The following is a 24,007-nucleotide window of genomic DNA, read 5'->3' as shown; positions in this document are numbered from 1 at the left end:
GCTGATTTCTGACAGGCATGGGGCTCGTCGATATGTCTTTCAATTGGCGGGCTCAAGGTAACGGGTATTCACCCATCCGGACACCGAGCCCGAACGGATTTCACACCAGCTTCCCTCACAGCTCTCGGAAAGTTCCACATTACAGGTTCCCGCCGCAAGAGCGCCGGTAACGGCATGCCGTGTTCCGGGGCCCTGCCGTACATTCAGAACATCGTCCTGCGCAATGCTGACGCACATCAACCGACCGTCAGCGGCGCCGGAAGACCGGAACATGGCAGGTGGTGCTGCGGATGCGGTGCATATCCCGCCGACATTCACACCACGTGCGCACAAGGGTTTGACCTTCATCTCCAGAAGCTCCCATTCGCCCGTCGCCGTGTGAACAACGGTGCCCCTGTAATGCTCACCGGAAAGGCTGTCATCAAGATATCCCGTCATGACGATATCGACACTGTAGCCGCTGTCGGCCTTGCGCACCTTCAGGTCGAGCGCAGCATTGCCTTCGTCACTCTCCGGATGGCCTTGCAGAAACGGCATCAGCACATCCATGAAATTGGCGGCGACCGCCGTGCCGGGAGCAACACGGATCTCCCGAAAACCGTCATCCTGCGCCTGGACCGAGCCCGTGATCAGCATGCTGGCAACGGGTATCGCGGCAAGCGAGGCGGCTGAAAGTCTGAAATAGGGGCGCATGGCACAATCCTTTTGCGGGTCACTTGCAGCAGTAACGCATGGCGGCTGACTGTCGGCCATGGGGCCGATCCCCCATTCCGGCCAGAACAGGCATTCTCCGGTCAAAGTTCCCGCGATGGATCAATCATGCCTTCCTTCAGCGCCTTGGCCATCAGCTGCGGCACCGAATGCACGTTCAGCTTCTGCATCAGGCTGGTGCGGTGCTTGTCGACGGTCTTGACGCTGATACCGAGCCCTTCGGCAATTTCCTTGTTGGATCGCCCCGCGAGGATCAGGTTCAGCGTCTGCCGCTCCCGGTCCGTCAGAACCGGCGGCGCGGGCGTCTCTTCCAGGATCTTCAGAAACACGTCCGAAATATGCCGCTGTCCGCGCAGGATACCCGGCAGTTTCTGGTAGAACTCGGCATTGTCCGAGGCTTTCGAGAACAGGCCATCGACCCCGGCCTCGATGAGATCCGATATCAGCCCGACAGCGGAAATGCCTGTCAGCACGACCACCCTGGTTTCCTTCGACCAGCGCCTTGCCTCGATCAGCACTTCCACGCCGCCTGCCATCGGCATGGAGACATCCAGCAACAGGAGGTCTGGCCGCTGCTTGCGCACTTCGGCTATCGCGCTGAGGCCGTCGCCGGCTTCCGCCAGCACGTTGATCCCCTCCGGTTCGATCAGGCCCGGTTTTTCCAGAGCGTCGCGCAAACCCGAGCGAACGATTGCGTGATCGTCTGCAATGATGGCACTATATCTTTGATCTTTCACGGCTCTCGATCCAGCAGCTGCAGTCCTTCTATCTGACATGCCTTTGGGGAAATGACCAGAATTCTGCACCTGTGGGCCCTTCTGTTTTTCAGCCTTCTTGTGACCGGCATCGCCCGGGCAGAAACTGTGCGCCTCGAGCCCGGCCAGGGGATTGGCGACCTGAAGCCGCATCTGGTCTATGAGAGCGATCCGACAGCATCTCTTGCCGACATCCTGAACCGGTTCCGCTCCGGCAAATTCTCTCCGACCCTCAAGGCCTCTCTGCTAGAAAGCAACTATGCACCGGAAGCCTGGGCCGCTGTCGAGATCGTCAACGCAACACTGAACGATGGCCGTGCGCCGGACCCTTTCGTGCTGACGATCGACCTGCCGCTGGTCAGTGAACTGGATGCCTATGTCATCCGCGAAAGCGGCTTTACCGAAAGCCTGATCAGTTATTCGATTTTCGAACCCTTCGCACCGGAAGACCACTCGGTCACAAGGTTGCGCACGCCTGTCTTCGAGATTGCACCGCAAGAGCGGGTCACCCTTCTGGTCAATTTCAAGTTCGGGCCTTTCCAGTCCTTCAAGATGGCGCTGGAAACACCGGTGGAGCTTGAAGCCTCAGCCTTTGCGTCTGGCATCACCCATACGGCGTTCTACGCCTTCACGATCTCCTGCCTGATTTTCTTCTTTGGCTTTCATCTGGCCATGAAAAACTGGATCGGCATGCTCTACGCCGTCCAGTTCGGGCTCGGGCTTGCTTTCATCGCTTATATTGACGGCCTCTGGTTCCGGTTCTTCTTTCCCGACAGACCTGAACTCCAGTCTCCGACAGGCTTCTTCCTGCTGTTTTCCCTATCCGGCCTCGGCTTCGTCATTTCCGGCCGCTCTGTCGCCACCGCGGGCCGCGAGACAAGACTTTCCATCGGCCTGACAGCCCTTTCCGCCCTGTCGATAGCCGGTTTCGGGCTGTCTTTCTTTTCGCCCGGCACCTATGTCGCGTTTTTCGGCTATCTGCTGCTGGCGCTGATGTTCATTTCCGTTTTCCTGGCAGGCCGCAGCTGGCGACGCAGCGAAGGCGCGGCACATGTCAGCTCGGAACTGGTTTCAGCCTTTGGCACCGTGCTGGTCGTTGGGCTGATTGCCTTGATGGTCGTTGGCCTCGAGACTGAAATCCTGCCAGTTGCGAGCACGGTCAAGGGTATTTTCTCCTGCCTGCTGATTGCCACCATGACCGGGTTGACCGCCCATATCGTTGCCTTGCGCCACAAACACGCAAATGCCGTTCAGGCCGAAATCGCTGCCCTTGAAGCGGAAGCAAAGCGCAGTCGGGAGCTGCTCGTGGCCGAGCGCAATTACACGCGCGCCCGCGATCTGGCCAGCCTGCGACAGCGGCAACTGGCGACCGCTTCCCATGATCTGAAACAGCCGATCACTTCACTGAGGCTCAGCTTCGACCATCTTGCCGACCATATGGAACCGTCGGTTCGCCAACGTCTCGCAGAGGCATTCGACTACATGGAGGCCCTGTCGAATTCCTACCTGACGGAAACGGCACCGCGGAACGATGGCACAGAGACAGCCGAAAGCGCCGATCCAACCGGCGAAGAAGACCACACCCAGAAAGACATCGCCATCACCCGCGCAGAACCGGCGGAAACCGAGAGCTACGAACTTTCGCTTGTTCTCGACACGGTCCAGCAGATGTTTGGCGAGGAAGCGATCTCAAAAGGCCTGAAGTTGCGACGGGTTACATCAACCCGCAAGACCGCCGTGCCGCCCATGGTCCTGATGCGCATCGCCAGCAATCTGGTCTCCAACGCGGTCAAATACACCGAAAAAGGCAAGGTCCTGATTGGCGTCCGAAACCGTGGACAGGCACTGGAGCTTTGTGTGCTCGATACGGGACCAGGCCTGACCGAGACCGAACAGCAAACCTTCCTGAAGGCCTACGAAAAAGGCAGCACGTCCAGCGGACATGGCCTTGGTCTTTCGGTCTGTCACGACCTTGCGCGTGAACACGGGCTTGCGTTCACCTGCCAGTCTGTAAAAGGCAGGGGAACGCAATTCAGGCTGTCCTTGCCGGCCTCAAGTTGAGCAAAGCCGGCAGGGTCTCGCGTCAGACTGTGGCCCCGCGCGTGCCTGTTTCGTGGATTTCGATCAGGCTTGGGCCGGACAGGTCTGAAAACCGCTTCAGAGCGGTCCCGAGTTCCGACACGTCATCGAGACGCACGGACGGCAAACTATAGGCTTCGGCGATCTTGCCAAAATCGGGTGCTGATGGTGTCACGCCTTCCGGCTCAATCCCGCAATCCAGCATGTAGGTGCGGATTTCGCCATAACCGTCGTTGTTCCAGACCAGGAAAATCACCCTGGCTCCGCAATCCCTGGCAGAGCCGATTTCGGCAAGCGAAAACTGTAGCCCGCCATCACCCACAAGGCAGATCACAGGTGTGTCAGGTTCGCCGATGCTGGCACCTATCGCGGCCGGAGGGCCATATCCAAGTGCACCGAAACCTGTTGCCGCGTTGAACCAGCCGTGCGGCCGGCCTGCTTCAAAGGACAAGTTGCCGGAATAGATGACCTGCGTGCTGTCACCGACGATGATGCAGCCGGGCAACGTCTCGCGGATCGTCTCCAGAACGCCGATTTCCGCCTGCATCTTGGGGCTCAACCAGGTTGAAACCGCCTCTCGGCAAGTCTTGGCCCGTGCAGCACCCTCCGCCTCCGTACCGGGACCTTCAAGCAGCGGCAGAAGGTCGTCCAGCAACTGGTCAACACTGGAGAGGACCGGCAGCGCAGCCTCAGGACCCCGGGCAAGCTGGTCTGCATCGATGTCCACCCGCACCAGATCAGCTAGCTCCGGAAAGCCGCCATCGGCATACATGTCGTAATCCGTCTGGCCCATCTGCGTGCCGAGCGCTATCACCAGATCGGAGGCTGCAAGCAGGTCCCGGACGGCGGCAAGGCTCGGGCTGGCCGGAACGGAGAGCGGATGCCCCGCAAACATGCCCCGCGCATTGACCGTGGTGATCAGCGGCGCGTCAATCCGCTCCGCCAGCAATCGGATCTTGTCTGCGGCAGCAACGGAACCGCCACCGCACAGGATCGCCGGGCGCTGGGCCTTGCGACATTTTTCGGCAAGCTCTCGCACGTGTGCCTGAGCCGCCCGCGGGCCGCAGGCTTTTGATGCGCGCAGGTCTCCAACGGCAATCTTTTCCACCATCACATCGGTTGGAATTTCGATATGGACCGGCCCCGGACGCCGCGACTGCAGGATCGCGAAGGCACGGTCCATGACAGCCGGAAGGTCCGAGGGCTCCAGCAACGTGTGTGTCATCATCGCAAGCGGTGCCATCATGGCGCGCTGGTCCGGCAACTCGTGCAGCTTGCCCCGGCCATGGCCAAGGCTTGCGCGTACATTGACGCCCGAGATCACCAGCATCGGCACGGAATCCTGATAGGCCTGGGCCATCGCGGTAATCGTATTGGTCAGGCCCGGGCCGGTGATCACCAGCGCGACACCGGGTTTCCCGGTTACGCGGGCATATCCGTCCGCCATGAACCCGGCCCCCTGTTCGTGGCGCGGGGTGATGTGGCGGATTTCGGAGGCAGCCAGCCCCCGATAAAGCTCGACCGTGTGCACGCCGGGAATGCCGAAGACGGCTTCCACGCCATTGGCCTCAAGAATATCGATCAAAGCCTCACCGACCGTTTTGGTCACTACGCCCATTTGCGGTTCTCCTCGTCCTTGCCGAGACTGTCCGCAAAGGCCGCGATGCGGTCTGTTGCTTCGGAAAGCGTTTCATCGGCCACCGTCAACGACAACCGGATGAAATTCGTCGCCTGATCACCGAAGGAGGCCCCAGGCATGACCGCGACCTGCTTTTCCTCCAGCAGCCTTTCGGCAAAGGTGGCACCATCCAGTCCCGTTGCACTGACATCCACCAGCAGGAACATGCCAGCTTCCGGCATCATGGGCTTCAGGGCACCGTGTCCGGACAGATGCCCGATGATGAGCTTCGCCCGCCGCAGATAACTCTCCCGCATGCGCTCGGCAGTGTCGAAATCTCCGGCAATCGCCATGGCCGTCATGTCCGCGATGAACGGCTGTCCGCCGAAAAGCATGGTTTCGGAAACCGCCAGCAACCGCGTGCAGAATTCTTCCGGACCGATTGCCCAGCCGGACCGGAAGCCGGGGGCGGCGTGAGATTTGGAGATAGAGGACACCACGATAGTCCGGTCCGCCAGCGCCGGCTGGTCGAAGGGGGAAGCGAAACTTCCCTCGAAGATCAGCTTTTCATACACCTCGTCGCAGACCATCCAGAGGTCGTGCTTGATGCAAACCTCACCGATGGCGGCAATTTCCCCAGCCGTCAGCGTCGCCCCGGTCGGATTGTGCGGTGTATTGAGCAGGAGCACCCGGCTGTCCGGAGTGACTGCCTTTTCAAGATCTTCCGCCTGAAGGTGAAAACCCTTTTCAGGGCGGAGCGGCACCGGCACCATATGCGCGCCGGTCGCGGCAATAACGCCTTCGTAGGTGGCATATAGCGGATCACCTGCCAGAACGGCGTCGCCGGCCTCCACAAGGCCCAGCATCACCGCAAAAAGGGCAGTCTGCGTGCCTGGGAAACACAGGACGTTCTGCTCGTTCACGTCAGGCCGGCGCTTGCGATATTTTTCCGTCAATGCAGCAACGATACCCGGCTCGCCCCGGCCGTTGGAATAACGGATACGGCCGGCCCTCATCGCCCGGTTGGCTTCCTCGAACAAGGCTTCGTCGGGCAGGATGTCCGGCTCGCCGATCGTCAGCTCGATAACGGGAACGCCCGCAGCCGCCATTTCGCGCGCCTTGATGTGGACAGTCCATTTTCCCGAGCCCAGGTGGGCAAGGCGGTCGGTGATCGACGCATAACGCATAGTCGGTCTCTCAGTTAGAGTGTGGTTTGGCGGCAAGGCTTATTCCGCCAAGCAATGCCTCGACGGACCGGATGGCAACGCCCGGAAGGGGCGTTTCGGAAAAGAGGTGGCCCACCAGCGTGCCTTCGATCCACAGACCGTCGATCACGCCGTTGATCGCAATTGCCAGCTCCCGGCACCGCTTTGCATCGGGTGGCTCACCCGATTCGGCCAGCACCTCGGCGACAAGGGTTTCCAGCACAGACCGAAACGCGAGATAGCTCTCGAGGTGGATTTCGGCAAAGGCCGGATCGACGCGCACATGACTGATGAAAGCAGCCCAGAGCGACAACGTCCGTGCGTTGGCAACCGGCGGCGTCAGGTTGGCCACGATGAAATCGTGCAGTCGTGCCCTGGGGCTCTGCTGATCACCATCGGCAGCCGCCGCCACAGTGGATGTCATTCCGGTCATGACTTCCCGATAGGCATCCTGCAGCATCTGGTCCTTGCTGGAAAAATAATGGCGGATCAGGCCGGGGGTGACACCGGCGCGTGCCGCGATTTCACGAACGGTCGCGCCGCGCAGACCAAATTCGGAAATGCAATCCAGCGTCGCCCGGATGAGATCCTGACGTCTCTCGGCCTCACTTGCGCGATGGAACGGACGACGGCTCATGGCAGGCTCCGGACCGGCAGAATTCCGCGCACTGGCGGGTTCATAGGCGAAGTCAGGCACCATGCTGCAGCCATCGCTTTCGCCTCCTGCGCCATTCTTGTGTCCTCCGCCATGATCTCCGGTCGCATGACGCACCGGCATCGATTTTTTCGTTATTATACGGTTGAATAATTACGAGACAAGTGCAAAGCTGACAACACTTACCGGGCGGAGAGCTGACGCCGCACCGGCAAAAAAGACGAGGTCAGCGGGGAACAGAAACAACAGTGCACCGGCTCAGGCCGGGCAATGGCGGTAGGATGGAACCAGCGGCGCCAGCCATCGAGGTATGCGACCTCTTTAAACGTTTCGGAGCTCTTGAGGTGCTCAAGGGTGTCTCGCTCACGGCCCGGCAGGGCGACGTGATTGCGATCATCGGCGGATCGGGCTCCGGCAAATCAACCTTTCTGCGCTGCATCAACATGCTTGAGATGCCCAGCGCCGGGTCGGTCACCATCCATGGTGAGACAATCGACCTGAAAAACGACGGCCACCATGGCCTGCGCCCTGCCAACCGCAGGCAGATCGAGCGCATTCGCAGCCAGCTTGCGATGGTTTTCCAGAGCTTCAATCTGTGGCAGCACATGACAGTGCTTCAAAATGTGATTGAAGTACCTATCCACGTTCTGGGCATGAAACGCGACGAGGCCGTCGGCATCGCCGAAACCTTGCTGCGCCGTGTCGGACTGCACGAGAAGCAGGATGCCTATCCGGCCTTCCTGTCCGGCGGTCAGCAGCAGCGTGCAGCCATCGCCCGCGCTCTTGCCGTTCAGCCGCTCGCCATGTTGTTCGACGAGCCGACATCCGCTCTCGATCCGGAACTGGTCGGAGAGGTCCTGGGCGTCATCGGCGATCTGGCCCGTGAACAGCGGACAATGATCCTGGTTACCCACGAGATGAAATTCGCGCGGGAAGTCGCCAGTCACGTCATCTTTCTGCACAACGGCATCATTGAGGAACAGGGACCGCCGGACCAGGTGTTCGGCGACCCGAAATCGAAGCGGCTGAAGAAATTCATCAGCTCGATCAACTAGACCCTCCCGCAGACGTTTCGCGGGGAGGTCCTGCCGGAAGGTCCGGCATGAGAAGTCTAAAAAAACAGGGGAACAGCATGAAACATATTCTGAAGACAGCATTCGCAGCCGCCGCACTGGCCACCACCGCCTTCACCGGCGCCATGGCTGAGGAAGTAAAGGTCGGCGTCGCAGCCGAGCCCTACCCGCCGTTCACCTCGCCCGATTCCAGCGGCAAGTGGATCGGTTGGGAAATCGAATTCATGGACGCGATCTGCGCGGAAGCCAAACTCGACTGCGTCGTCACGCCTGTTGCCTGGGACGGCATCATCCCGGCCCTGACATCCGGCAAGATCGACATGATCATCGGCTCCATGTCCATCACCGAAGAGCGCCTGAAGACCATCGATTTCTCCGACAAGTACTACAACACTCCGACCGGCATCATCGGTGCGAAGGGTGACGATTTCGACGCGACTCCGGAAGGCCTGTCCGGCAAGATCATCGGCGTTCAGGTTTCGACCATTCATGCCGACTATGCCGAGAAGTATTTCGGCGAAGGCGCTGCCGAGATCAAGCAGTACCAGACCCAGGATGAAGCCAACCAGGATCTCGCCGCTGGCCGCCTCGACGCCGTCCAGGCGGACGCCATCGCGCTCGACGCCTTCCTGAAGTCCGATGCGGGTGCCTGCTGCGAACTGAAGGGCAACGTCCAGGACGATCCGGCGATCCTCGGTGCAGGCGTTGGCGTCGGCCTGCGCAAGGGCGACACGGAACTGAAGGACAAGGTCAACGCCGCGATCAAGGCGATCCGCGAAAACGGGACCTATGAAACGTTCTCCAAGAACTGGTTCGACTTCGACATCTACGGCGGCTAAGCGGCCGGATCACCCTTAGGAAACCGTCCCGCGCCCTCGGGCGCGGGCGGACACTTTCAAAGCAAGGTTGACCGCTGCCGATGGCTGCCCCTTCCGGATTTCTCAATCTCGATCTGCTCGCCCTGTCGCCACCGGGCTGGGGCGGAGTTCTACTCGCCGGCTTCGCAGCCTCGCTGCAGCTCGCCGTCGGCGGTTTTGGCCTGGGTCTGCTGATCGGCATCGGCGGCGCCTTCGGAAAGCTTTACGGCGGCCCGATCCTGCGCGACCTGCTTGAGGTCTACACCACCGTCATCCGAGCCGTTCCCGAGCTTGTCCTCATCCTGTTGCTTTATTATGCCGGTACAGACGCGGTGAATTCGCTGCTGATGCTGGTCGGTCTGCCAAGGGTCGACATCAGCGGCCTTGCCGCCGGCATCTTCGTCATCGGCGTCGTCCAGGGCGCTTACTCGACCGAAGTCCTGCGTGGTGCCATCAAGGCAGTACCACCCGGACAGATAGAGGCAGCCCGTGCCTACGGCATGTCGCCCTTCAAGACACTGCGCCGCATCACCCTGCCGGCCATGCTGCCCTATGCCATTCCGGGTCTTTCAAATCTCTGGCTCATCGCCACCAAGGATACTGCCCTTCTGGCCGTGGTCGGCTTCTCGGAATTGACGCTTGTGACCCGCCAGGCAGCCGGCAGCACCAAGGCCTACATGCTGTTCTATTGCGCCGCCGGCGTGATGTATCTCACGCTGACGCTGGTTTCGAACCGCGTCATCGCCCATATTGAAAAACGCGCAAGGCGCGGCATAGCGGGGCCCGTGTGAGATGAGCGAAACCAAGATCACGATGCCCGCCTATGTTCCGCCGCCGCCACGCCGACTGCTGGAACCGCACAGGATCTTCCTGCTTGCCGTCTTCGCAGGCATCGTCTTCTGCGCGATCTGGTTCCTGCGGTGGGACTGGTTGCCGAAATACCAATGGAAGCTGCTCCACGGCATCTGGGAAACATTGTTTCTGCTGTTTTCGACGGCTGCCGTCGGCTTTCTCCTTGCCATAGGCCTGGGCCTTGTCCAGGTCACCGGACCAAGACCGCTCGCCTGGCTGGCCCGCGGTTTCTGCACATTGATCCGCGGCACCCCACTGCTTCTGCAACTCTGGCTGCTCTACTACGGCCTCGGCTCGGTGTTCGCGCAGTATCCGGAAATCCGGCAGTCGATGTTCTGGCCCTATCTGCGTCAGGCCTGGCCATATGGCTTCACGGCCTTGATGCTGTCATTTGCCGCGTATGAGGGGGAAGTGATGCGCGGAGCATTTGCCGGTGTGCCAAGGGGCGAACTGGAAGCCGCGCGTGCCTTTGGCATGGGCCGCTTCACCATGTTCCGCCGCATCTGGCTACCGCGCGCCATCTACCGTGCCTTGCCGACCTTGAGCGGCGAAACCGTGCTGCAGCTGAAATCGACACCACTTGTCGCGACCATCACGGTGGTCGATGTCTATGCGATCATTTCAAGAGTTCGGCAGGATACATATCTCACTTATGAGCCTCTGCTGCTGCTTGCACTGATCTATATGTGTCTCACTGGGATTCTGGTATTGCTGTTCCGCTTCCTGGAAAACCGTATCCCCAGCCGTGGTGCGTAAATGACCGTTCAGTCGTCCAACTTCCTTCCCGAAATCGTCGCCACAAGGCGCCATCTGCATACGATCCCCGAGATCGGCCTGTCGGAATTCAAGACCTCGGACTACGTCGCCAATGAACTGGCTGCGATGGGGTACGAGGTTACGCGTGGCCTGGCAAAAACCGGCATTGTCGCAACCCTGCGCAATGGCACCTCGCAAAAGAGCATCGGCATCCGGGCCGATTTCGACGCCCTGCCGATCCTGGAGGAAACCGGGGCGGACTATGCCAGTACCCATCCCGGCGTCATGCACGCCTGCGGCCACGATGGCCACACGGCCATGCTGCTCGGCGCCGCGAAAATCCTCTCGGAACGCAAGCAGTTCGACGGAACGGTGCATCTGATCTTCCAGCCGGCGGAAGAAAACTTCGGCGGCGCAAGGCTGATGATGGACGACGGGCTCTTCGAGCGCTTCCCATGCGATGCCGTATTCGGCCTTCACAATGACCCGAGCCTGCCCTTCGGCCAATTTGCCTTCCGGGACGGCCCGATGATGGCAGCTGCCGACGAGTGCAAGATTACCGTTGTCGGCCATGGAGGCCACGGCGCAGAACCGCAGGCGGCATCCGACCCGATCGTGTGCGGCGCCAGCATCATCATGGCGCTGCAGACCATCGCCGCGCGCAACATCCACCCGCTGCAGTCTGCCGTGATCACGGTCGGTGCCTTCAACAGCGGGATCGCCAGCAACGTGATCCCCGAGCGGGCCGAAATGAGCCTGACGGTTCGCGCTTTGGAACCGGATGTGCGCGACGAGCTGGAACGGCGTATCCGCATGATCGCCGAAGGACAGGCCGCCAGCTACGGCATGCGGGCCGAGGTCGATTATGAGCGCGGTTATCCGCCGATGATCAACCACACGGCCGAGACCGGCTACCTGCGTGACCTTGCCAGACGATTTGCCGGAGAGGAAAAAGTCACAGACCTCACCCGTCCGTTCATGGGCAGCGAGGACTTTGCCTATTTCCTGGAAGAACGGCCCGGCTGCTACTTCATGCTAGGCACTGCCAGAACCGATCGCGACCCGCCCCTGCATCACCCCAAGTACGACTTCAATGATGACATCCTGCCTATCGGCACGAGTTTCTGGGTGGAGCTGGCGGAAGATTTCCTGTCGAGCAGGTAAGGCAGGGGCAATCACCACAATTTGAACCCGCCTGCAAACGGAGCGTCTGGTGAAATTTCACCGACCAGGCGCCTTCATATTGCCACCGGACGAAAATTCCCAAAATAGTGGGCAGGCCACCTGGCCTGCCCCTATCCCGTTGTTTCGCGACAGGAAACCCCGTCTCGGCCGGAGCAATACGCTTCACCTGCAAAATTCAAACGCACACACACCGGGTCACCACGGCTTTAAAGCTCTCACAGTAGCCCCATTGGGCGGGAAGCCCGATCGCAAGGCAGGCGGTGGCGCGAATTTTTGCTTCACTAAACCTCTGCACTTGATAGGATGTAGTGTGTCGCCGACAATGCAAATTTTTCAATTATCTGATGAAAGTGTCATAGAACGCTAAGTCAGTTTTAAAAATTCGGTGAAGTATGGCAGAGATTACCAAGCGTAAGATGCTCGGTTTCCTATCATTTATTGCGTCTATTTTGGTGGCCTGGCTAACAGGCGCGACAAGTTCGGCCAAGGCCAGCACGCAGGCCCTGAACGATCCTGTCAAGAATACGTCCTGGCAGCTTTCGGACGCACAGCAGATTTTTTCGAGGAGCACGATGCTGCCCTTTGATGAGTCCTTTGACCCGTCAGCCGCAGGCAGCAAGCTGGAAAATCCAAACGGCAAGCCGATCACCATCGCCGCTTACGAAAGCGAATCCCCAAGCGTCAAGGCAGGCTCCGGCAAGGAAGCGGTCAGACCGTTTTTCCTCATTCCGAAAGGCGATGGAGAACCGACAACCGTGGCCCGGGAACGAGCCATTCTCGAGCGGTTCCTGAACAACCGTGTTCGGGTCAATAACGCCTGCGAACGCTGTAAGCAGAAGGTATTGCGCGGCATCGAACCGGTCCGATGCATTACCGAAGTCCTGCAGGATCTGGAAAACCGGCTGGCGCGTGAAGCGGAAAACGGAAGCGCTGTTGCGCAGTCGGCCCTGCCGATTGTCCGCGAAATGGTTGTGAAAGTCGAGCAGGCCGAAAGCGGTGAAGCAGCTCTTGAAGCGGTCCGCGAAGGCATCAGCAAGGTTCAGCGCATTCAGATCGTTCGGTCCCAGGACACTGTCATCACGAACCTGCAGCAGCAACAGCGAGCTGTCCTGACCGAGACCATCGCGGCGGTCGAAGTCAATCTGGCGTCCATGATTTCAATTTGAGCGGAATGCGGTTCCAAACCATGAAATTGCATTTGGTCCGGCAACTTCTCGAGAAGGTCCTGCTTCTGTCAGGCTTGATACTCGTTGTCTCGGTTTCCTTACCTGAAACCTCACGAGCCCAGCAGCTAGTAACTGACACGCGTATGGCGCTGATCGTCGGCAATTCCAACTACAATGGCGAGAAACTCCCCAATGCGCGTAATGATGCGGAGAGTATCGCGGCAACCCTGCAGACCCTTCGCTTCGACGTCACCTTGATCCTGGATGCAACGCAGGAGTCCTTCTTGAAGAAGGCCGAAGAGTTCTCCCAGGCAACCATTCGGCGCAACGCGAACGTCGTGCTGGTCTATTACGCCGGGCATGGCGTTCAACTGGCGGGCAAGAACTATCTCATTCCGGTTGATTCACGGATCAGTGACATCGATACGCTTGTCAGCGACAGCATCCATTTCGATGAGCTGCTCAAGCTTGTCGGGCGCAGCAGCGCCTTCAAGATGGTCTTCCTGGACGCCTGCCAGAACAACCCGTTTCAGGACCGCATCAAGAGCCTGGAAGTGGGCCTGGCACCACCGCCGGATGTCAGCGGGTTTCTGATCGGCTACGCCACACAACCGGGCAAGGTTGCCTATGATGGCGCGGGTGACAACAGTCCCTACGCGACGGCGCTCCTGTCCTACATGCACTCCTCCGGCCGCGAGGTCCTGTCCGTGTTGGCGGACGTGAACCAGAACGTACGCAAGGAAACCGGTGGCGCCCAGGTTCCTTACGTACAGTTCTCGGTCAAACCCGATTTCTATTTCAAGCCGGGCCCGGAGTCGGACGGCGACCTTGAAGCGGGCCTGTGGAAGCTGTCGGTGCAGCAGGAAGACCCAAGGCTGATCCAGCTGTACCTGCAGCGCTATCCGGAAGGCAGGTTTGTCGATGAAGCGCAAACGATCCTCGAAAGAACTCTGAAGGACACGAACGGCGTCCTGCCGACGCCATCGGTCGGCCTCGCAAGTCTGGAAGAGGAAATCTGGTCCAACGCCCTCGCCTCCCGTAACCGGGCGCTGCTGCAGTATTACATCGAGCGGTTTCCGGACGGGCAGTATCTGGAACAGGCCAAAACGCTTGTTACCCAGATGATGCCCGACAATCCGAACAATCTGACGCAATCCGAACTTTGCAGGCGGTTCACCACACACCCGAACGATTCAACCGTCATCTACCGCGGCGTCTCTCTCAACCTTCTGGCAAAGAACTCCGGGGCGGCCATTCATTCCTGCGAGCAGGCCGTCAAGGACTATCCGGATGTGCCGCACTACAAGGCCCTGCTTGCGCGGGCACGGGCAGCCGCCGGCGATACCAAGATTGCCGTCGATCTCTATCAGCAGGCAGCAGCTGCCGGGGACACCCGGGCACTCGTCAGCCTTGGCCTTCTCTACGAACTCGGCCAGGGGCTTCCCAAGGACCTGCTGAAAGCCCGCGAGTTGTTCGAACGGGCCTTCGCCAACGGCAGCGCCGATGGGGCAATCAACCTTGCAGTTTCCCTCTATAACGGCACAGGTGGGGCGCGCGATGTTCCGCGTGCAATCACCCTTCTGGAATACGCCTCCTCGGAAGGTGCCGCCAGAGCGACCTACAATCTGGGCGTCTTTGCCAAGGAAGGCATTTACAAGACCCCCGAAGACGCCGCAGCCTATTTCGAACTGGCCGCGCAGCAGGGATACGCGGAAGGCGCCCTTGCCGCCGCTGCGATTTACGACGAAGGATTCCACACCGACAAATCACCACAAAAGGCATCGGAACTGTTGTTGTCCGCATTGACGGTGGACAGCGGCGAAACACTTGCGAAGATTTCCTCCGACGCCCGCAGCTGGTCGCGCGATACCATCCTTGAAATCCAGACCAGACTGCAGTCTGCCGGATACTACGAGGGCACGCTGGATGGTGTTCCGGGCCCTCTTTTCAACCGCGGACTGGAGTCCTGGCGGCTCTATGGTGGCTCCCCATCGTGATTTCCGGCAAGATCGTTTGATGGATTTCCTGGGGAGCCGACCGGCACATGGAATTTGATGTCCTTTACCTGGCCGACCTGCGCTTTCCCGGCGGGACGTCCACATCGCTCAAATATGATCTTCGCGCCTGCAAGAAAGCCGGGCTGAGAGCCGGTATCATACCGCTGTGTTCCACTTTTTTTTCCCGAAACCGGACCTTGAACGCATCCGTGCTCTCCGAGATCAGGGCTACCGGCACCGTCATTGTTCCGCAGAACGAAAGACCGCGGTCCAGGGTCGCGCTTTTGTATCACCCGACCTTGCTGGACAAACGGGTGCAATGCCGCACTCGTTTCGATGCGGATGCCTGCTACCTTGTCGTGCACCAGACGATACGAAACCGCGACGGACAACGTGCCTTTCCGGCAGATCACTGGTCGACGCTCATCGCCGACTGGTATGGCCACTCGCTCAAACTCCTGCCGGTAAGCGAGATCGTGCGCGAAGACCTTGCGATGAACGGCCTGTCCCACGCCCTTCATGAGGGCAGCTGGGCCAATCTGATCGATCTGGCCGACTATCCGGAGAAACAACCCCGGGAACCGAAATCCCCTCTGGTCATCGGCCGCCACAGTCGCCCCAGCGCCGACAAATGGCCGTCTCTATCGGTTGCCACGACCTGCTATCCGCAATCCACGGACTTTGCCTTCCGCATGATGGGCCTGCCGCAGAGCTTCGTGGACCAGTTCGAGGACCTGCCGTCCAACTGGCAGGTTCTGCCGTTCTCGAAGGGACCGATTTCCGGATTTCTTCAAGGGCTCGACATCTACAGCTATTTTCATTCCAAAGCGTTGATCGAGGCGTTCGGATATTGTGTGCTCGAAGCCCTTGCCACCGGACTGCCCTGCGTCGTTCCGCGCTATATGGAAACCAGTTTTTCCGATGCCTGCCTTTATGCCGAGCCGGACGAAGCACCACTGGTCTATGAGCAGCTTCGAACGGATCCTCAGCTCTATGAAACAACCTCCCGAAAAGCACGCACATTTGTGGAGGAACGGTTTAGCCTGGACCAGTTCACCGCGAAATTCGAAAAAATCGCCAAACCCTCCGTCGCCGCCCTGCCTGCCCCGAAAACACGCAGACCCGCCCCTGCCCCGGTCGTGCTCACGATCACTTCCAACGGCGTCGGCCTCGGGCATCTCTCCCGGCAGCTTGCCATCGCCAGGGCGATAGGCCCGCGTGCGAATGTCGTTTTCTTCTCGCTTTCCGAAGCAATCGAAATTGCAAGATCCATGGGATATCTCGCCGAATTCCGGCCTTTCCGGCAGAGACTGGAATTGGATTTCAAAGCCTGGAACAGCTATTTCTTTCAGGAAATGCGCGAGGCGCTCAGCCACTACCAGCCTTGCCTCACACTGTTTGACGGCAACTTGCCGTACGCAGGTTTCGTGGACGCGGTTGAAAGCTACGGCCGCGCCACCAGCGTCTGGATCCGGCGCGGCCTCTGGCGCACGCCCCAGCCCAACAGCATCTCCCGGGAAGGCTTCTTCGACGCAATCATCGAACCCGGGGAACTCTGCGCGCCCCTGGACGAAGGCTATTCACGCCCCAACCCCAACAGCGTCACCCGGGTCGACCCGGTGTTGATGACGCCAAGAGATCAGCTCTTTGACAGAACCACCGCAAGGCGGGCGCTGAACCTGCCGGACGACGCGATCCTTTGTCTCGTGCAACTTGGCTCGGAAGCAAATTTCGACATGTCCCTTCCCCGGGCACGTCTGCTGGAGTTTCTGGACAGGCACCAGCAGGTGATCGCGGTCGATGTCAGGTCCCCGCTTCATTTCGAGGAGCACGCGGATTTCCATGAGCGCCTGGTGATGCGGAAGGTCTATCCGCTCGGGCAGTACCTGAAAGCCTTCGACTTTGCCGTCTGCGCGGCCGGATACAATACCTTTCACGAAAACATTGCCGCCGCGCTGCCGTCGATCTTCATTCCGAACAGCAACCCGATCATGGATGTGCAGGAAGCCCGCGCGGAGTATGGCGCGCGCGCAGGGTGGAACCTCACCTCACCTGCCGAGGATCCATACGCAATCGGAGACCATCTTGTGCAGATGCTCGATCCCGATTTCCGCCAATCGCTGGCTCGGTCGTGCCTCAGAAAGTCCGGCTGGTGGAACGGTGCGCTGCAGACTGCGCATCTGTTGCAGGCGGTCGCTCAGCTTCCCGCAAATCCCCTGGAGGAGCGTTGAACCGTGTCTTTCAAACGCCGCCTTCGCAAGATCGGACTACAGGTTGCCCTCGGCAGCATCCGGAAACTTGAGACCAACACCAAGCACAGCGCAGCCCTTTTGTCGGAACACCGCAGACAAGGAACAGTCGCGCTTGTCTGGGCGCTCGATGAGGCAGGCGATCACCTGTCCAGCGCGCTGAAAAACCAGTTGGAGAAGCTCGCGGAGTTTGAAACGATCGTCGTCGTGTGCCCGCCCAGATACTTCTCCGCACTCAGAAGCAGAGGCCTCTTTTTCGAAACCCTGCCGATGTCGTCGGATCTTCCCCGATGTGGTGCCTCGGCCAACTGGGACCTCTATCTCCAACGCCGGATAGCCCGCATCCGGGAGAGCTGGTCGCCGGATTTCGAGTTCACCATCGGCACGTCGCCGGAAGGCTATGTTCAATCGCTGCCGAAAGGGGATCAGACATAACCATCCGCTGAAAAGACGGCGGGCTCGGCAAAGGCATAATCGAGCAAGGAGGCTTGATGAAGTGCATCCCGCATGTGCTCGCCGTTGCCAATCGACCGGAAAGGATCGGCCTCCCGCTCCTGCTTGAAATCCGGGATCAGGCTGAAATCGAAGGCCGACAGCTCACAGATGCCCTGATACTTCCGCTGCAGGCTGTAAAAGGCGGTCCGGGCCGGTTGGTTGAGATCAGTGCCATAGGAAAGGTGCCGAACGTCCAGCCCCGCAGTCAGCGCCCTTTCCGACAGGAACTGAAACCAGTCGTCAGTGGAACGGGCGTCTTCCAGAAACCCTTCCATCGTTATTTCCGGTTTCAGGGACGTGGTATCGACCCACTTCCAGGCCCCGAGCTGCCGCGCCTTTACGAGAGAGACATATCTGGCAAACCTCTGCCTTGTGAGAAAGGTGCAGGAGCAGTCAAACCGGAACAGAATGTCTTCGATCGACCTGCCGGCCAATTGCTTCGGCAGGATCGAATAGCACAGATAGTCCTGTCCAAGGCGGTCGCAAACCCTGGCGAGCGCACTCAGCATGAAGACAGGATCGTCTCTGAAAAAGTTGGCCAGCGCTCTTGCCTTGCCCGGGTCGACCTCAATGCCGCTTTCTTCTTCCAGCATTGCGATGAAGTCCGGCGCCTGGGCTTCAAGACCAAACGGGGACGACGGGTTGAACAGCTCCCCAAGAACGACAGCCTTTTCAAGTCCGTTCCGCATCATGGTCTGGTGCAGATGCGTGCCGCTTCTTCCCGATGAAAGCAGGATGAGATGATGCACCATGGACTTCAGCCTTGCCGAACCAGATCAGGCGTTGCGCCTGAGCACGCTGCCCCGGAAACGTCCCTGTGCCGTGGGGCAAGTCCCAGATCAACCAATTCGACGTCCTGCGCATTCAGAACCGGGTCTTCGAGGATCAACTGCAACGCTTCATGATCAGAATGGCGAGGGTCAGCGACATCGACCGCAGGACCTTCACCTTCCGCCCGAACCTGCTGATCGTGAACCCGGAGGAACAGAACACCTGTTGCCCCAACCCGGCGTGCAAGACGGACAAAGTCCGGCATCTCTGTGTAGTTTTCCTGCCGGACGACAAACTCCATTTGGAAGGAGTCTATGGCTTTCAGCCTGCGCAAATGGCCGAGAAAAGACAAATTGGGCATGAGCTGAACCAACTGCCTGCCTGGCCGCAGTTCATTATAGGTTTCAGGGGTCGCGGCATCGACAGACACATGAACGCTGCCGACATGCCCCCAAAGATCGAGCCGGTTCCAGACAGCTTCCGTCAGCAGCAGGCCATTGGTGTGGAGGTCCAGCGCCTTTCTCGGCTCTCTCTCCGCGCAATAGGTCTTCAGGAAATTCAGAAAGTGCCGGCTGGCAAATGGTTCGCCTTCACGGCCGATGGTTATTCGGTCGGCTTGTGACAGAAAGCGCGCATACGGTTCGTTGACAATCCAGTCGAGCCGGTCGGCATCGTATTTTTTCAGTTGAACCGGTTTTGCCGCCCGCGAAGGACAGGCCGTGTTGCTGCTGAGGTCGTGACCGAGGCTGGCGCACGCTGGAGGCTTGTCCAGTCGGGTCCTGCCAGTCTTGATGATCTCCCGATAGTAGGCCACCGCAGGAGACGGGTCTTTTTCCGACAGGATCTCCTCGCGCGCGGGAAGATCACGCCCTGTGATACGCGGGCATTCCAGATGGCAGCAATGCGAGAAGTCACCCTCAAGGATCGATCGCCGTATTTCCTGGGCCTTGGGCGAGTTCCAGGCGGCTTCAGGATCGTCAGACAGGTTGCCGATTGCAGCCGGTTGCCAGGCTGCGGGACAAAAGTGAATGTCCTGGTTCGGCTGGGTCTCGATCCGGTCGAACGGATTGGAACAGAAGCGCTGGCTCAGCCAGGTTTCGTCAGGCCTATCCATGCAGTTTGCCCGGAAAGGTCTTGACCGCGTTCCCGCGTGCGAACGGCGCTTTCGTTGACGTGTCAGACAGCATCCGCCTTCTCAACCTCCTTGAAGGCGACGGCAACCCGGTCCTTGTCGATCCCCTTATACGCAAGATACCTGTCCGAAAGCTGAAGCTTCTCCACCTTCTGCAACCGTTGCCGGTCGTCTCCGGCATAGTCGTGACGCATCACTGCGCCGGGCTGATACAGGAACTGCTCCGCATCCGTCTCGCCCAGCATCCGGCAACAAAGATCCATGCCCTCGTGCCCCGCCAGAAGCGGATCGAATCCGCCGTATTTTTCGAAGGTTGCCGCCTGCCAGGCGGAAAACCCCTCAGTAGTGGGCGGCGCCGGCTTCAGACTGTCACCGAGATTGTAGTGGTTGCCCGTCAATCCGGCACCGGACTTCGGCGCAATGCGCCCGCGCACAGCCGTGGCCCCGCGCTCGATACAGGTGCCGGCAAGCAGATCAAGATCTGCCGCGCCCGTCGATGCATCATCGTCCAGAAACAGAAGGCAGCTCCCCCGTGCGACGTAGGCACCAACGTTTCGCGCCGCCGAACAGCCGATATTCTCCGGCAAGCCGAATACCCGCGCCTTGTCAGCATACGGGCCGGATGTCCCCTCAGCGGCTCCAGGCCCATTGCCGACGAAAATCAACTCAACGTCCGGGCGACGGATGAACTCTTCGATACCCCGGCCAACCTCGCAGGCCTCAAGGCCGCCCCGATGGGAAACGACAATCACCGAAACCTTCGTGCCATATATGTTTTGAAGGTTTTCCCTCAGGGCGAAGCGATGAATATTCGCGTAAGTCTCCTGCAGGCAGGCGGAAACGGCATGCTGCGCCTTTGCAAATTCACCGTTCTCGAAATGCGCTATTACCTGCGTGTAGGAAGTCAAACTCACATTCCCGTTCATGTCCGATCATGAAGACCGTCGAGTGTGTGCACATCCGTTCATCGTTGCAGCACGTGGCTGACTTGATCGACGATGTGGCCCACATGGGACACCCTCTGGCCGTCCGATTAAAGCTAAGCGCCTAACATGGCCTCGTCCAGCATCGGGGGCATCTTTCGTTTTCGTCAGCCATTGCTAACGGGATCGACAAGACCGTATAAACCCATGCCCGCCTTCTTAGAACCTTGCCCTGAGTTTCGCCGCAAAAGTGTGGTCCTGCCGGCGCTCACAGAAGGAACCGGTGTAGTCGGCAGTGATGTTGAGGTTGTCAGTCACGCCGAAATTCAGCCCCGCATCGACAAGCGCCACATCCTGGTCCAGCGCCGCTGCGGTGATCGTGAACGGCGAACTGCCGGTCCTCCCCAATGCCGCAACAGCGCCAGGCAGACGCCAGCGATTGAGCAATTCCGCGACTGCACGTCAACAGAAGAAGACCAGCTTTCTTTGGCCGGCAAATGCGAGTGGGAGAAAAGAAAAATGGTGGGCCCGGAGGGACTCGAACCCCCAACCAATCCGTTATGAGCGGACGGCTCTAACCAATTGAGCTACAGGCCCACGGCAGGGCGAAGCCTTTGCAAGGCCCTGCGTCTGGTTCCCTATACCATGGCCAATCTCCGGGGCAAGTGCTTTGCAACGGCAGGGTGAAAAAGGTTGGGAAAGTGGAGCGTTGGAAGCATTTCTCTAAAGGTCTGGATCGCCTTGATGGAAAAAGCGGTTCCGTTCGCCTGCGCCATCGGGTCTAAATGAGGCAGCCGGGCCTTTGACGAGTCGCCCGGGGAATAGACCTGCCAAACTCGCCCGCCGGAGCCACCATGCGATCACCGCTTCTCACCGCCACGCTGAGTGTCCTGCTTGTATGCATGATCGGCTGGCTGCTGGTGGTCGGGCGTTCCCTCATCCTGCCGTTCGTGATCGCCCTGATCGTCTGGTACATGATCAACTCGCTGGCACATGTCTTTGCGCATATTCCGCTTGGCCGCTGGCGCTTGCCCCGCTTGGTGTCGTTTTCACTGGCGCTGCTGACGATCTTCTTTGCCAGCACCGTGGTGCTCGACATCGTGACCGTCAATCTCACCCAGCTTGCACTGGACGCACCAACCTATCAGCGGCGGCTGGAAGAACTCTTCACCCAGGCATCCACCCAACTGCACCTTAATGACCCGATCGAGTTGAAGGACCTTCTGCCCGATTCCATCGTGCCGCGCATGGTGACCGCGGGGGCGAGCCTGGTGACGACGCTGGCCGGGTCGGCCAGTCTTGTGTTCATCTATGTCCTGTTCCTGGTGTTCGAGCAGTCGACATTCGACCGCAAGTTCGAACGTCTGTTTCCTTCGCCCGAGCGGGCGGAAGCCGCGTTTGCCATGCGGGCCGAGATCAACCGCTCGATCATGCATTATTTCTCGATCAAGACCGCCGTCTCGGTTGCCACGGGCGTTTTGACCAGCCTTGTTCTGATCGCCATCGGCCTGCCTTACGCGGCCTTGTTCGGCTTCATTGCCTTTCTGCTCAACTACATTCCAACCATCGGTTCGCTGATCGGCGTGATCTTTCCCAGCCTCCTGGCGGTGGTCTATTACGATACGCTGGGTCCCTTCATTGCGATTGCGACGGGCCTCGGCCTCATCCAGTTCACCATCGGCAATCTGGTCGAACCGCGCCTGATGGGATCCAACCTCAATCTGTCAGGCCTTGTCATCATGTTGTCGCTGGCCTTCTGGGGGGCGATCTGGGGTGTTGTCGGCATGGTTCTGTGCGTCCCGCTGACGGTGATGATCGTGATCGTCTGCGCCCGTTTCGAAGGTTCCAGGCCGATTGCGATTCTGTTGTCGCAGACCGGCGAGGTCGGCGGCCTGTCGGGCAAGACCGGCACCACGGGTTAGGCCTCCGGGGAAGATTTTCAAACGACTTTCGAGGACATCTGCCGGGTTTTGCCGATGAACGGCAGATGAACACAACCGTCATTACGCCGCCGCAATCACAAGCGAGTGTCCGGCCATCGAACAAACTGTTTCCATCAAGGATAAGTTCATATGAATGCCCCTCTTTTCCCCTCCGTCTCCCTGCTGCGCAAGGCTGTTCTGGCCGCTGGCCTCAGTGCCGCGCTCGTGAGTGCCGCACCGGCTGTCGCGCAGGATTCCCCGGCACCGGCCGGCACGATCACCATGCAGGGCCGCGGTGCAGTTTCCGTTGCCCCCGACATGGCCGTCATTTCCGCAAGCGTCGTCACCACCGGCAAATCCACTGCCGACGTTCTGGCTGAAAACAGCGCTGCAATCGCCAAGGTCATTGAAGCGGTGAAAGCAAACGGCATCGAAGCCAAGGACATCCAGACCAAGGGGTTCGGCATCTACCCGCGCTACGATCACTCCAAGAACTCCAGCAGCCAACCGGATATTGCCGGTTATGAGGTTCGCAACGGCGTTGAGATCAAGATCCGCGATCTGGCCAAGCTTGGCGGGCTGTTGACGCTTGTCGTCGAAAGCGGTGCAAACTCGGTCGATTCCATCCGCTTTGAAGTCAGCAATGCCGACGAGATACTGGATGAAGCCCGCAAGAAGGCCGTCGAGGATGCTCGGCACAAGGCAGGCATCTTTGCGGCCGCTGCCGGTGTCGATCTCGGCACCATTGCCGACATCACGGAAACCGGCACCGAAATGCCGCGCCCCTACATGATGCGGGCCGAGGGCATGATGATGGCCAAGTCCGCCGATGTACCGATCGAGGCGGGCGAGGAAACCATCAGCGCGAATGTCACCATCCGCTGGACGCTGAAGTAACCACGCGTCGGAAACAAGAAAACCGGGGTCTGGTTTCCAGGCCCCGGTTTTCTTTTGTCCAAAGCTTCGTTCACCGGTCAGCGGGCTGCCGGGTTCGCTCAAAGGTTCCGGTGCCATACCTGCATCGGCTTGTCGGTTTCTTCGTTCTCGCCGACATCGCGCCAGGGAAACGTCACGACGACACCCTCCAGCTTTTCGTAACCGCGCTTGCGCCAGAACGGATCGAGCGGGGCGTAGTCCGCCGGCTTCAGCGGGTGTGTATCCGGGCGGATCACCGCACAGAAGGCTGCTTCACCGAAGCCGAGCCGCCTGGCGTGCGCTTCGCGCTCATCAAAAAAGCGATGGCCGATGCCCTGGCCACGGTAGGCAGGATCCAGAACGGATTCGGCCATGTAGAAGACGTTCTCCGGATCCAGTCCCTGCTTGAGGAAAGGGGTCTTGAAAGCCTCCAGTTCGGCACCGAGCGGCTCACCTGTCGCCGCTCCAACCAGTCGGCTGCCGTCATAAGCACCAACAATCACGGCTCCCTCCGTCCGGGCATAGCGTTGCAGGTATCCGGCTTCGTACTCCAGAGACCCCTCATAGAGATATGGCCAGCTGCGGAAGACGGATATCCTCAGGCGCGCAAGATCGTTCAGCGCAGCTGTCAACTCCTCGCCCGTCAGCGTTCTGATATCAGCTGGCATGATGCCTCCCGTCCTTCAAAACC

General features: G+C 59.6%; 22 protein-coding genes and 1 tRNA gene. 12 read left to right on the top strand and 11 right to left on the bottom strand.

The genetic code is table 11. The features are described from left to right. Positions 1–39: 39 nt before the first annotated feature. Together FIV05_RS14260 and FIV05_RS14255 are read right to left on the bottom strand one after the other, a co-directional pair. Positions 40–753: an SH3 domain-containing protein gene (locus FIV05_RS14260; protein ID WP_152510009.1), complete on the bottom strand. Its 714-nt coding sequence runs from the start codon at positions 751–753 to the stop codon at positions 40–42. 41 nt (positions 754–794) lie between these two features. Then, positions 795–1,448, bottom strand: coding sequence for a response regulator transcription factor (locus FIV05_RS14255; RefSeq protein WP_077292299.1), 654 nt, complete (start codon positions 1,446–1,448; stop codon positions 795–797). Between the two features lie 51 nt (positions 1,449–1,499). On the opposite strand from FIV05_RS14255, the gene FIV05_RS14250 reads away from it, so the two are divergent. Beyond that, a complete protein-coding gene (locus tag FIV05_RS14250; RefSeq protein ID WP_152510008.1) occupies positions 1,500–3,527 on the top strand; it encodes a sensor histidine kinase in 2,028 nt (675 codons plus the stop codon). A 22-nt stretch (positions 3,528–3,549) separates the two neighbouring features. Here FIV05_RS14250 and FIV05_RS14245 read toward each other — a convergent pair whose 3' ends face one another. From FIV05_RS14245 to FIV05_RS14235, 3 genes are read right to left on the bottom strand one after another with little or no spacing between them, the layout of a single operon-like run. Continuing rightward, the gene (locus FIV05_RS14245; protein WP_152510007.1) at positions 3,550–5,163 is read right to left on the bottom strand and encodes a 5-guanidino-2-oxopentanoate decarboxylase; all 1,614 of its coding nucleotides are present in this window, start codon (positions 5,161–5,163) and stop codon (positions 3,550–3,552) included. Next, a complete protein-coding gene (locus tag FIV05_RS14240) occupies positions 5,154–6,350 on the bottom strand; it encodes a pyridoxal phosphate-dependent aminotransferase (RefSeq protein WP_152510006.1) in 1,197 nt (398 codons plus the stop codon). The genes FIV05_RS14245 and FIV05_RS14240 overlap by 10 nt, the downstream gene beginning before the upstream one ends. A 10-nt stretch (positions 6,351–6,360) precedes the next feature. Further along, a complete protein-coding gene (locus FIV05_RS14235; protein WP_031269085.1) occupies positions 6,361–7,005 on the bottom strand; it encodes a TetR family transcriptional regulator C-terminal domain-containing protein in 645 nt (214 codons plus the stop codon). A 299-nt stretch (positions 7,006–7,304) separates the two neighbouring features. On the opposite strand from FIV05_RS14235, the gene FIV05_RS14230 reads away from it, so the two are divergent. The 9 genes from FIV05_RS14230 to FIV05_RS14190 all read left to right on the top strand — a co-directional run bounded on the left by FIV05_RS14230 (position 7,305) and on the right by FIV05_RS14190 (position 17,593). Next, the gene (locus tag FIV05_RS14230) at positions 7,305–8,078 is read left to right on the top strand and encodes an ABC transporter ATP-binding protein (RefSeq protein WP_152510005.1); all 774 of its coding nucleotides are present in this window, start codon (positions 7,305–7,307) and stop codon (positions 8,076–8,078) included. A gap of 77 nt (positions 8,079–8,155) precedes the next feature. After that, on the top strand, positions 8,156–8,935 hold the full coding sequence (locus tag FIV05_RS14225) for a transporter substrate-binding domain-containing protein (RefSeq protein ID WP_023000375.1): 780 nt from the start codon (positions 8,156–8,158) through the stop codon (positions 8,933–8,935). Positions 8,936–9,015: 80 nt separating this feature from the next. Next, positions 9,016–9,744: an ABC transporter permease gene (locus tag FIV05_RS14220; protein ID WP_023000374.1), complete on the top strand. Its 729-nt coding sequence runs from the start codon at positions 9,016–9,018 to the stop codon at positions 9,742–9,744. A gap of 1 nt (position 9,745) precedes the next feature. Next, a complete protein-coding gene (locus tag FIV05_RS14215) occupies positions 9,746–10,561 on the top strand; it encodes an ABC transporter permease (RefSeq protein ID WP_062487980.1) in 816 nt (271 codons plus the stop codon). Continuing rightward, the gene (locus FIV05_RS14210; RefSeq protein ID WP_152510004.1) at positions 10,562–11,725 is read left to right on the top strand and encodes a M20 aminoacylase family protein; all 1,164 of its coding nucleotides are present in this window, start codon (positions 10,562–10,564) and stop codon (positions 11,723–11,725) included. A gap of 593 nt (positions 11,726–12,318) precedes the next feature. Further along, on the top strand, positions 12,319–12,912 hold the full coding sequence (locus FIV05_RS14205) for a hypothetical protein (protein ID WP_077292291.1): 594 nt from the start codon (positions 12,319–12,321) through the stop codon (positions 12,910–12,912). A gap of 20 nt (positions 12,913–12,932) precedes the next feature. Continuing rightward, positions 12,933–14,909: a caspase family protein gene (locus tag FIV05_RS14200; RefSeq protein WP_173013846.1), complete on the top strand. Its 1,977-nt coding sequence runs from the start codon at positions 12,933–12,935 to the stop codon at positions 14,907–14,909. A gap of 47 nt (positions 14,910–14,956) precedes the next feature. Further along, positions 14,957–17,140, top strand: coding sequence for a glycosyltransferase (locus tag FIV05_RS14195; RefSeq protein WP_152510002.1), 2,184 nt, complete (start codon positions 14,957–14,959; stop codon positions 17,138–17,140). A 3-nt stretch (positions 17,141–17,143) separates the two neighbouring features. After that, complete coding sequence (locus FIV05_RS14190; protein ID WP_152510001.1) at positions 17,144–17,593, top strand: hypothetical protein; 450 nt, start codon at positions 17,144–17,146, stop codon at positions 17,591–17,593. On the opposite strand, the gene FIV05_RS14185 is transcribed toward FIV05_RS14190, so the two are convergent. From FIV05_RS14185 to FIV05_RS14165, 5 genes are all read right to left on the bottom strand, one after another. Then, on the bottom strand, positions 17,584–18,405 hold the full coding sequence (locus FIV05_RS14185; protein ID WP_152510000.1) for a hypothetical protein: 822 nt from the start codon (positions 18,403–18,405) through the stop codon (positions 17,584–17,586). The genes FIV05_RS14190 and FIV05_RS14185 overlap by 10 nt on opposite strands. Positions 18,406–18,410: 5 nt before the next feature. After that, positions 18,411–19,538 (bottom strand): hypothetical protein, encoded by a 1,128-nt coding sequence (locus FIV05_RS14180; RefSeq protein WP_152509999.1) that lies wholly within the window; start codon positions 19,536–19,538, stop codon positions 18,411–18,413. A gap of 62 nt (positions 19,539–19,600) precedes the next feature. Further along, positions 19,601–20,464 (bottom strand): glycosyltransferase, encoded by an 864-nt coding sequence (locus tag FIV05_RS14175; RefSeq protein ID WP_173013845.1) that lies wholly within the window; start codon positions 20,462–20,464, stop codon positions 19,601–19,603. 234 nt (positions 20,465–20,698) lie between these two features. Next, positions 20,699–20,926, bottom strand: a complete 228-nt coding sequence (locus FIV05_RS14170; RefSeq protein ID WP_152509997.1) for a hypothetical protein — start codon at positions 20,924–20,926, stop codon at positions 20,699–20,701. 73 nt (positions 20,927–20,999) lie between these two features. Beyond that, a tRNA-Ile gene (locus tag FIV05_RS14165) sits at positions 21,000–21,076 on the bottom strand. A gap of 257 nt (positions 21,077–21,333) precedes the next feature. Between FIV05_RS14165 and FIV05_RS14160 the strand changes: the two genes are divergently transcribed. Then, on the top strand, positions 21,334–22,401 hold the full coding sequence (locus tag FIV05_RS14160; protein WP_152509996.1) for an AI-2E family transporter: 1,068 nt from the start codon (positions 21,334–21,336) through the stop codon (positions 22,399–22,401). Between the two features lie 150 nt (positions 22,402–22,551). Further along, positions 22,552–23,298 carry an SIMPL domain-containing protein gene (locus FIV05_RS14155; RefSeq protein ID WP_152509995.1) on the top strand — a complete coding sequence of 249 codons (747 nt, stop codon included), beginning with the start codon at positions 22,552–22,554 and terminating at the stop codon, positions 23,296–23,298. Between the two features lie 98 nt (positions 23,299–23,396). On the opposite strand, the gene FIV05_RS14150 is transcribed toward FIV05_RS14155, so the two are convergent. Beyond that, complete coding sequence (locus tag FIV05_RS14150; protein ID WP_152509994.1) at positions 23,397–23,984, bottom strand: GNAT family N-acetyltransferase; 588 nt, start codon at positions 23,982–23,984, stop codon at positions 23,397–23,399. Positions 23,985–24,007 lie beyond the last annotated feature (23 nt).

The organism is Labrenzia sp. THAF191a (genome assembly GCF_009363335.1).
Classification (GTDB): Bacteria; Pseudomonadota; Alphaproteobacteria; order Rhizobiales; family Stappiaceae; genus Roseibium; species Roseibium algicola.
The sequence above is the reverse complement of the archived record's forward strand: the minus strand, read 5'-3'. Positions and strand labels throughout refer to the sequence as shown.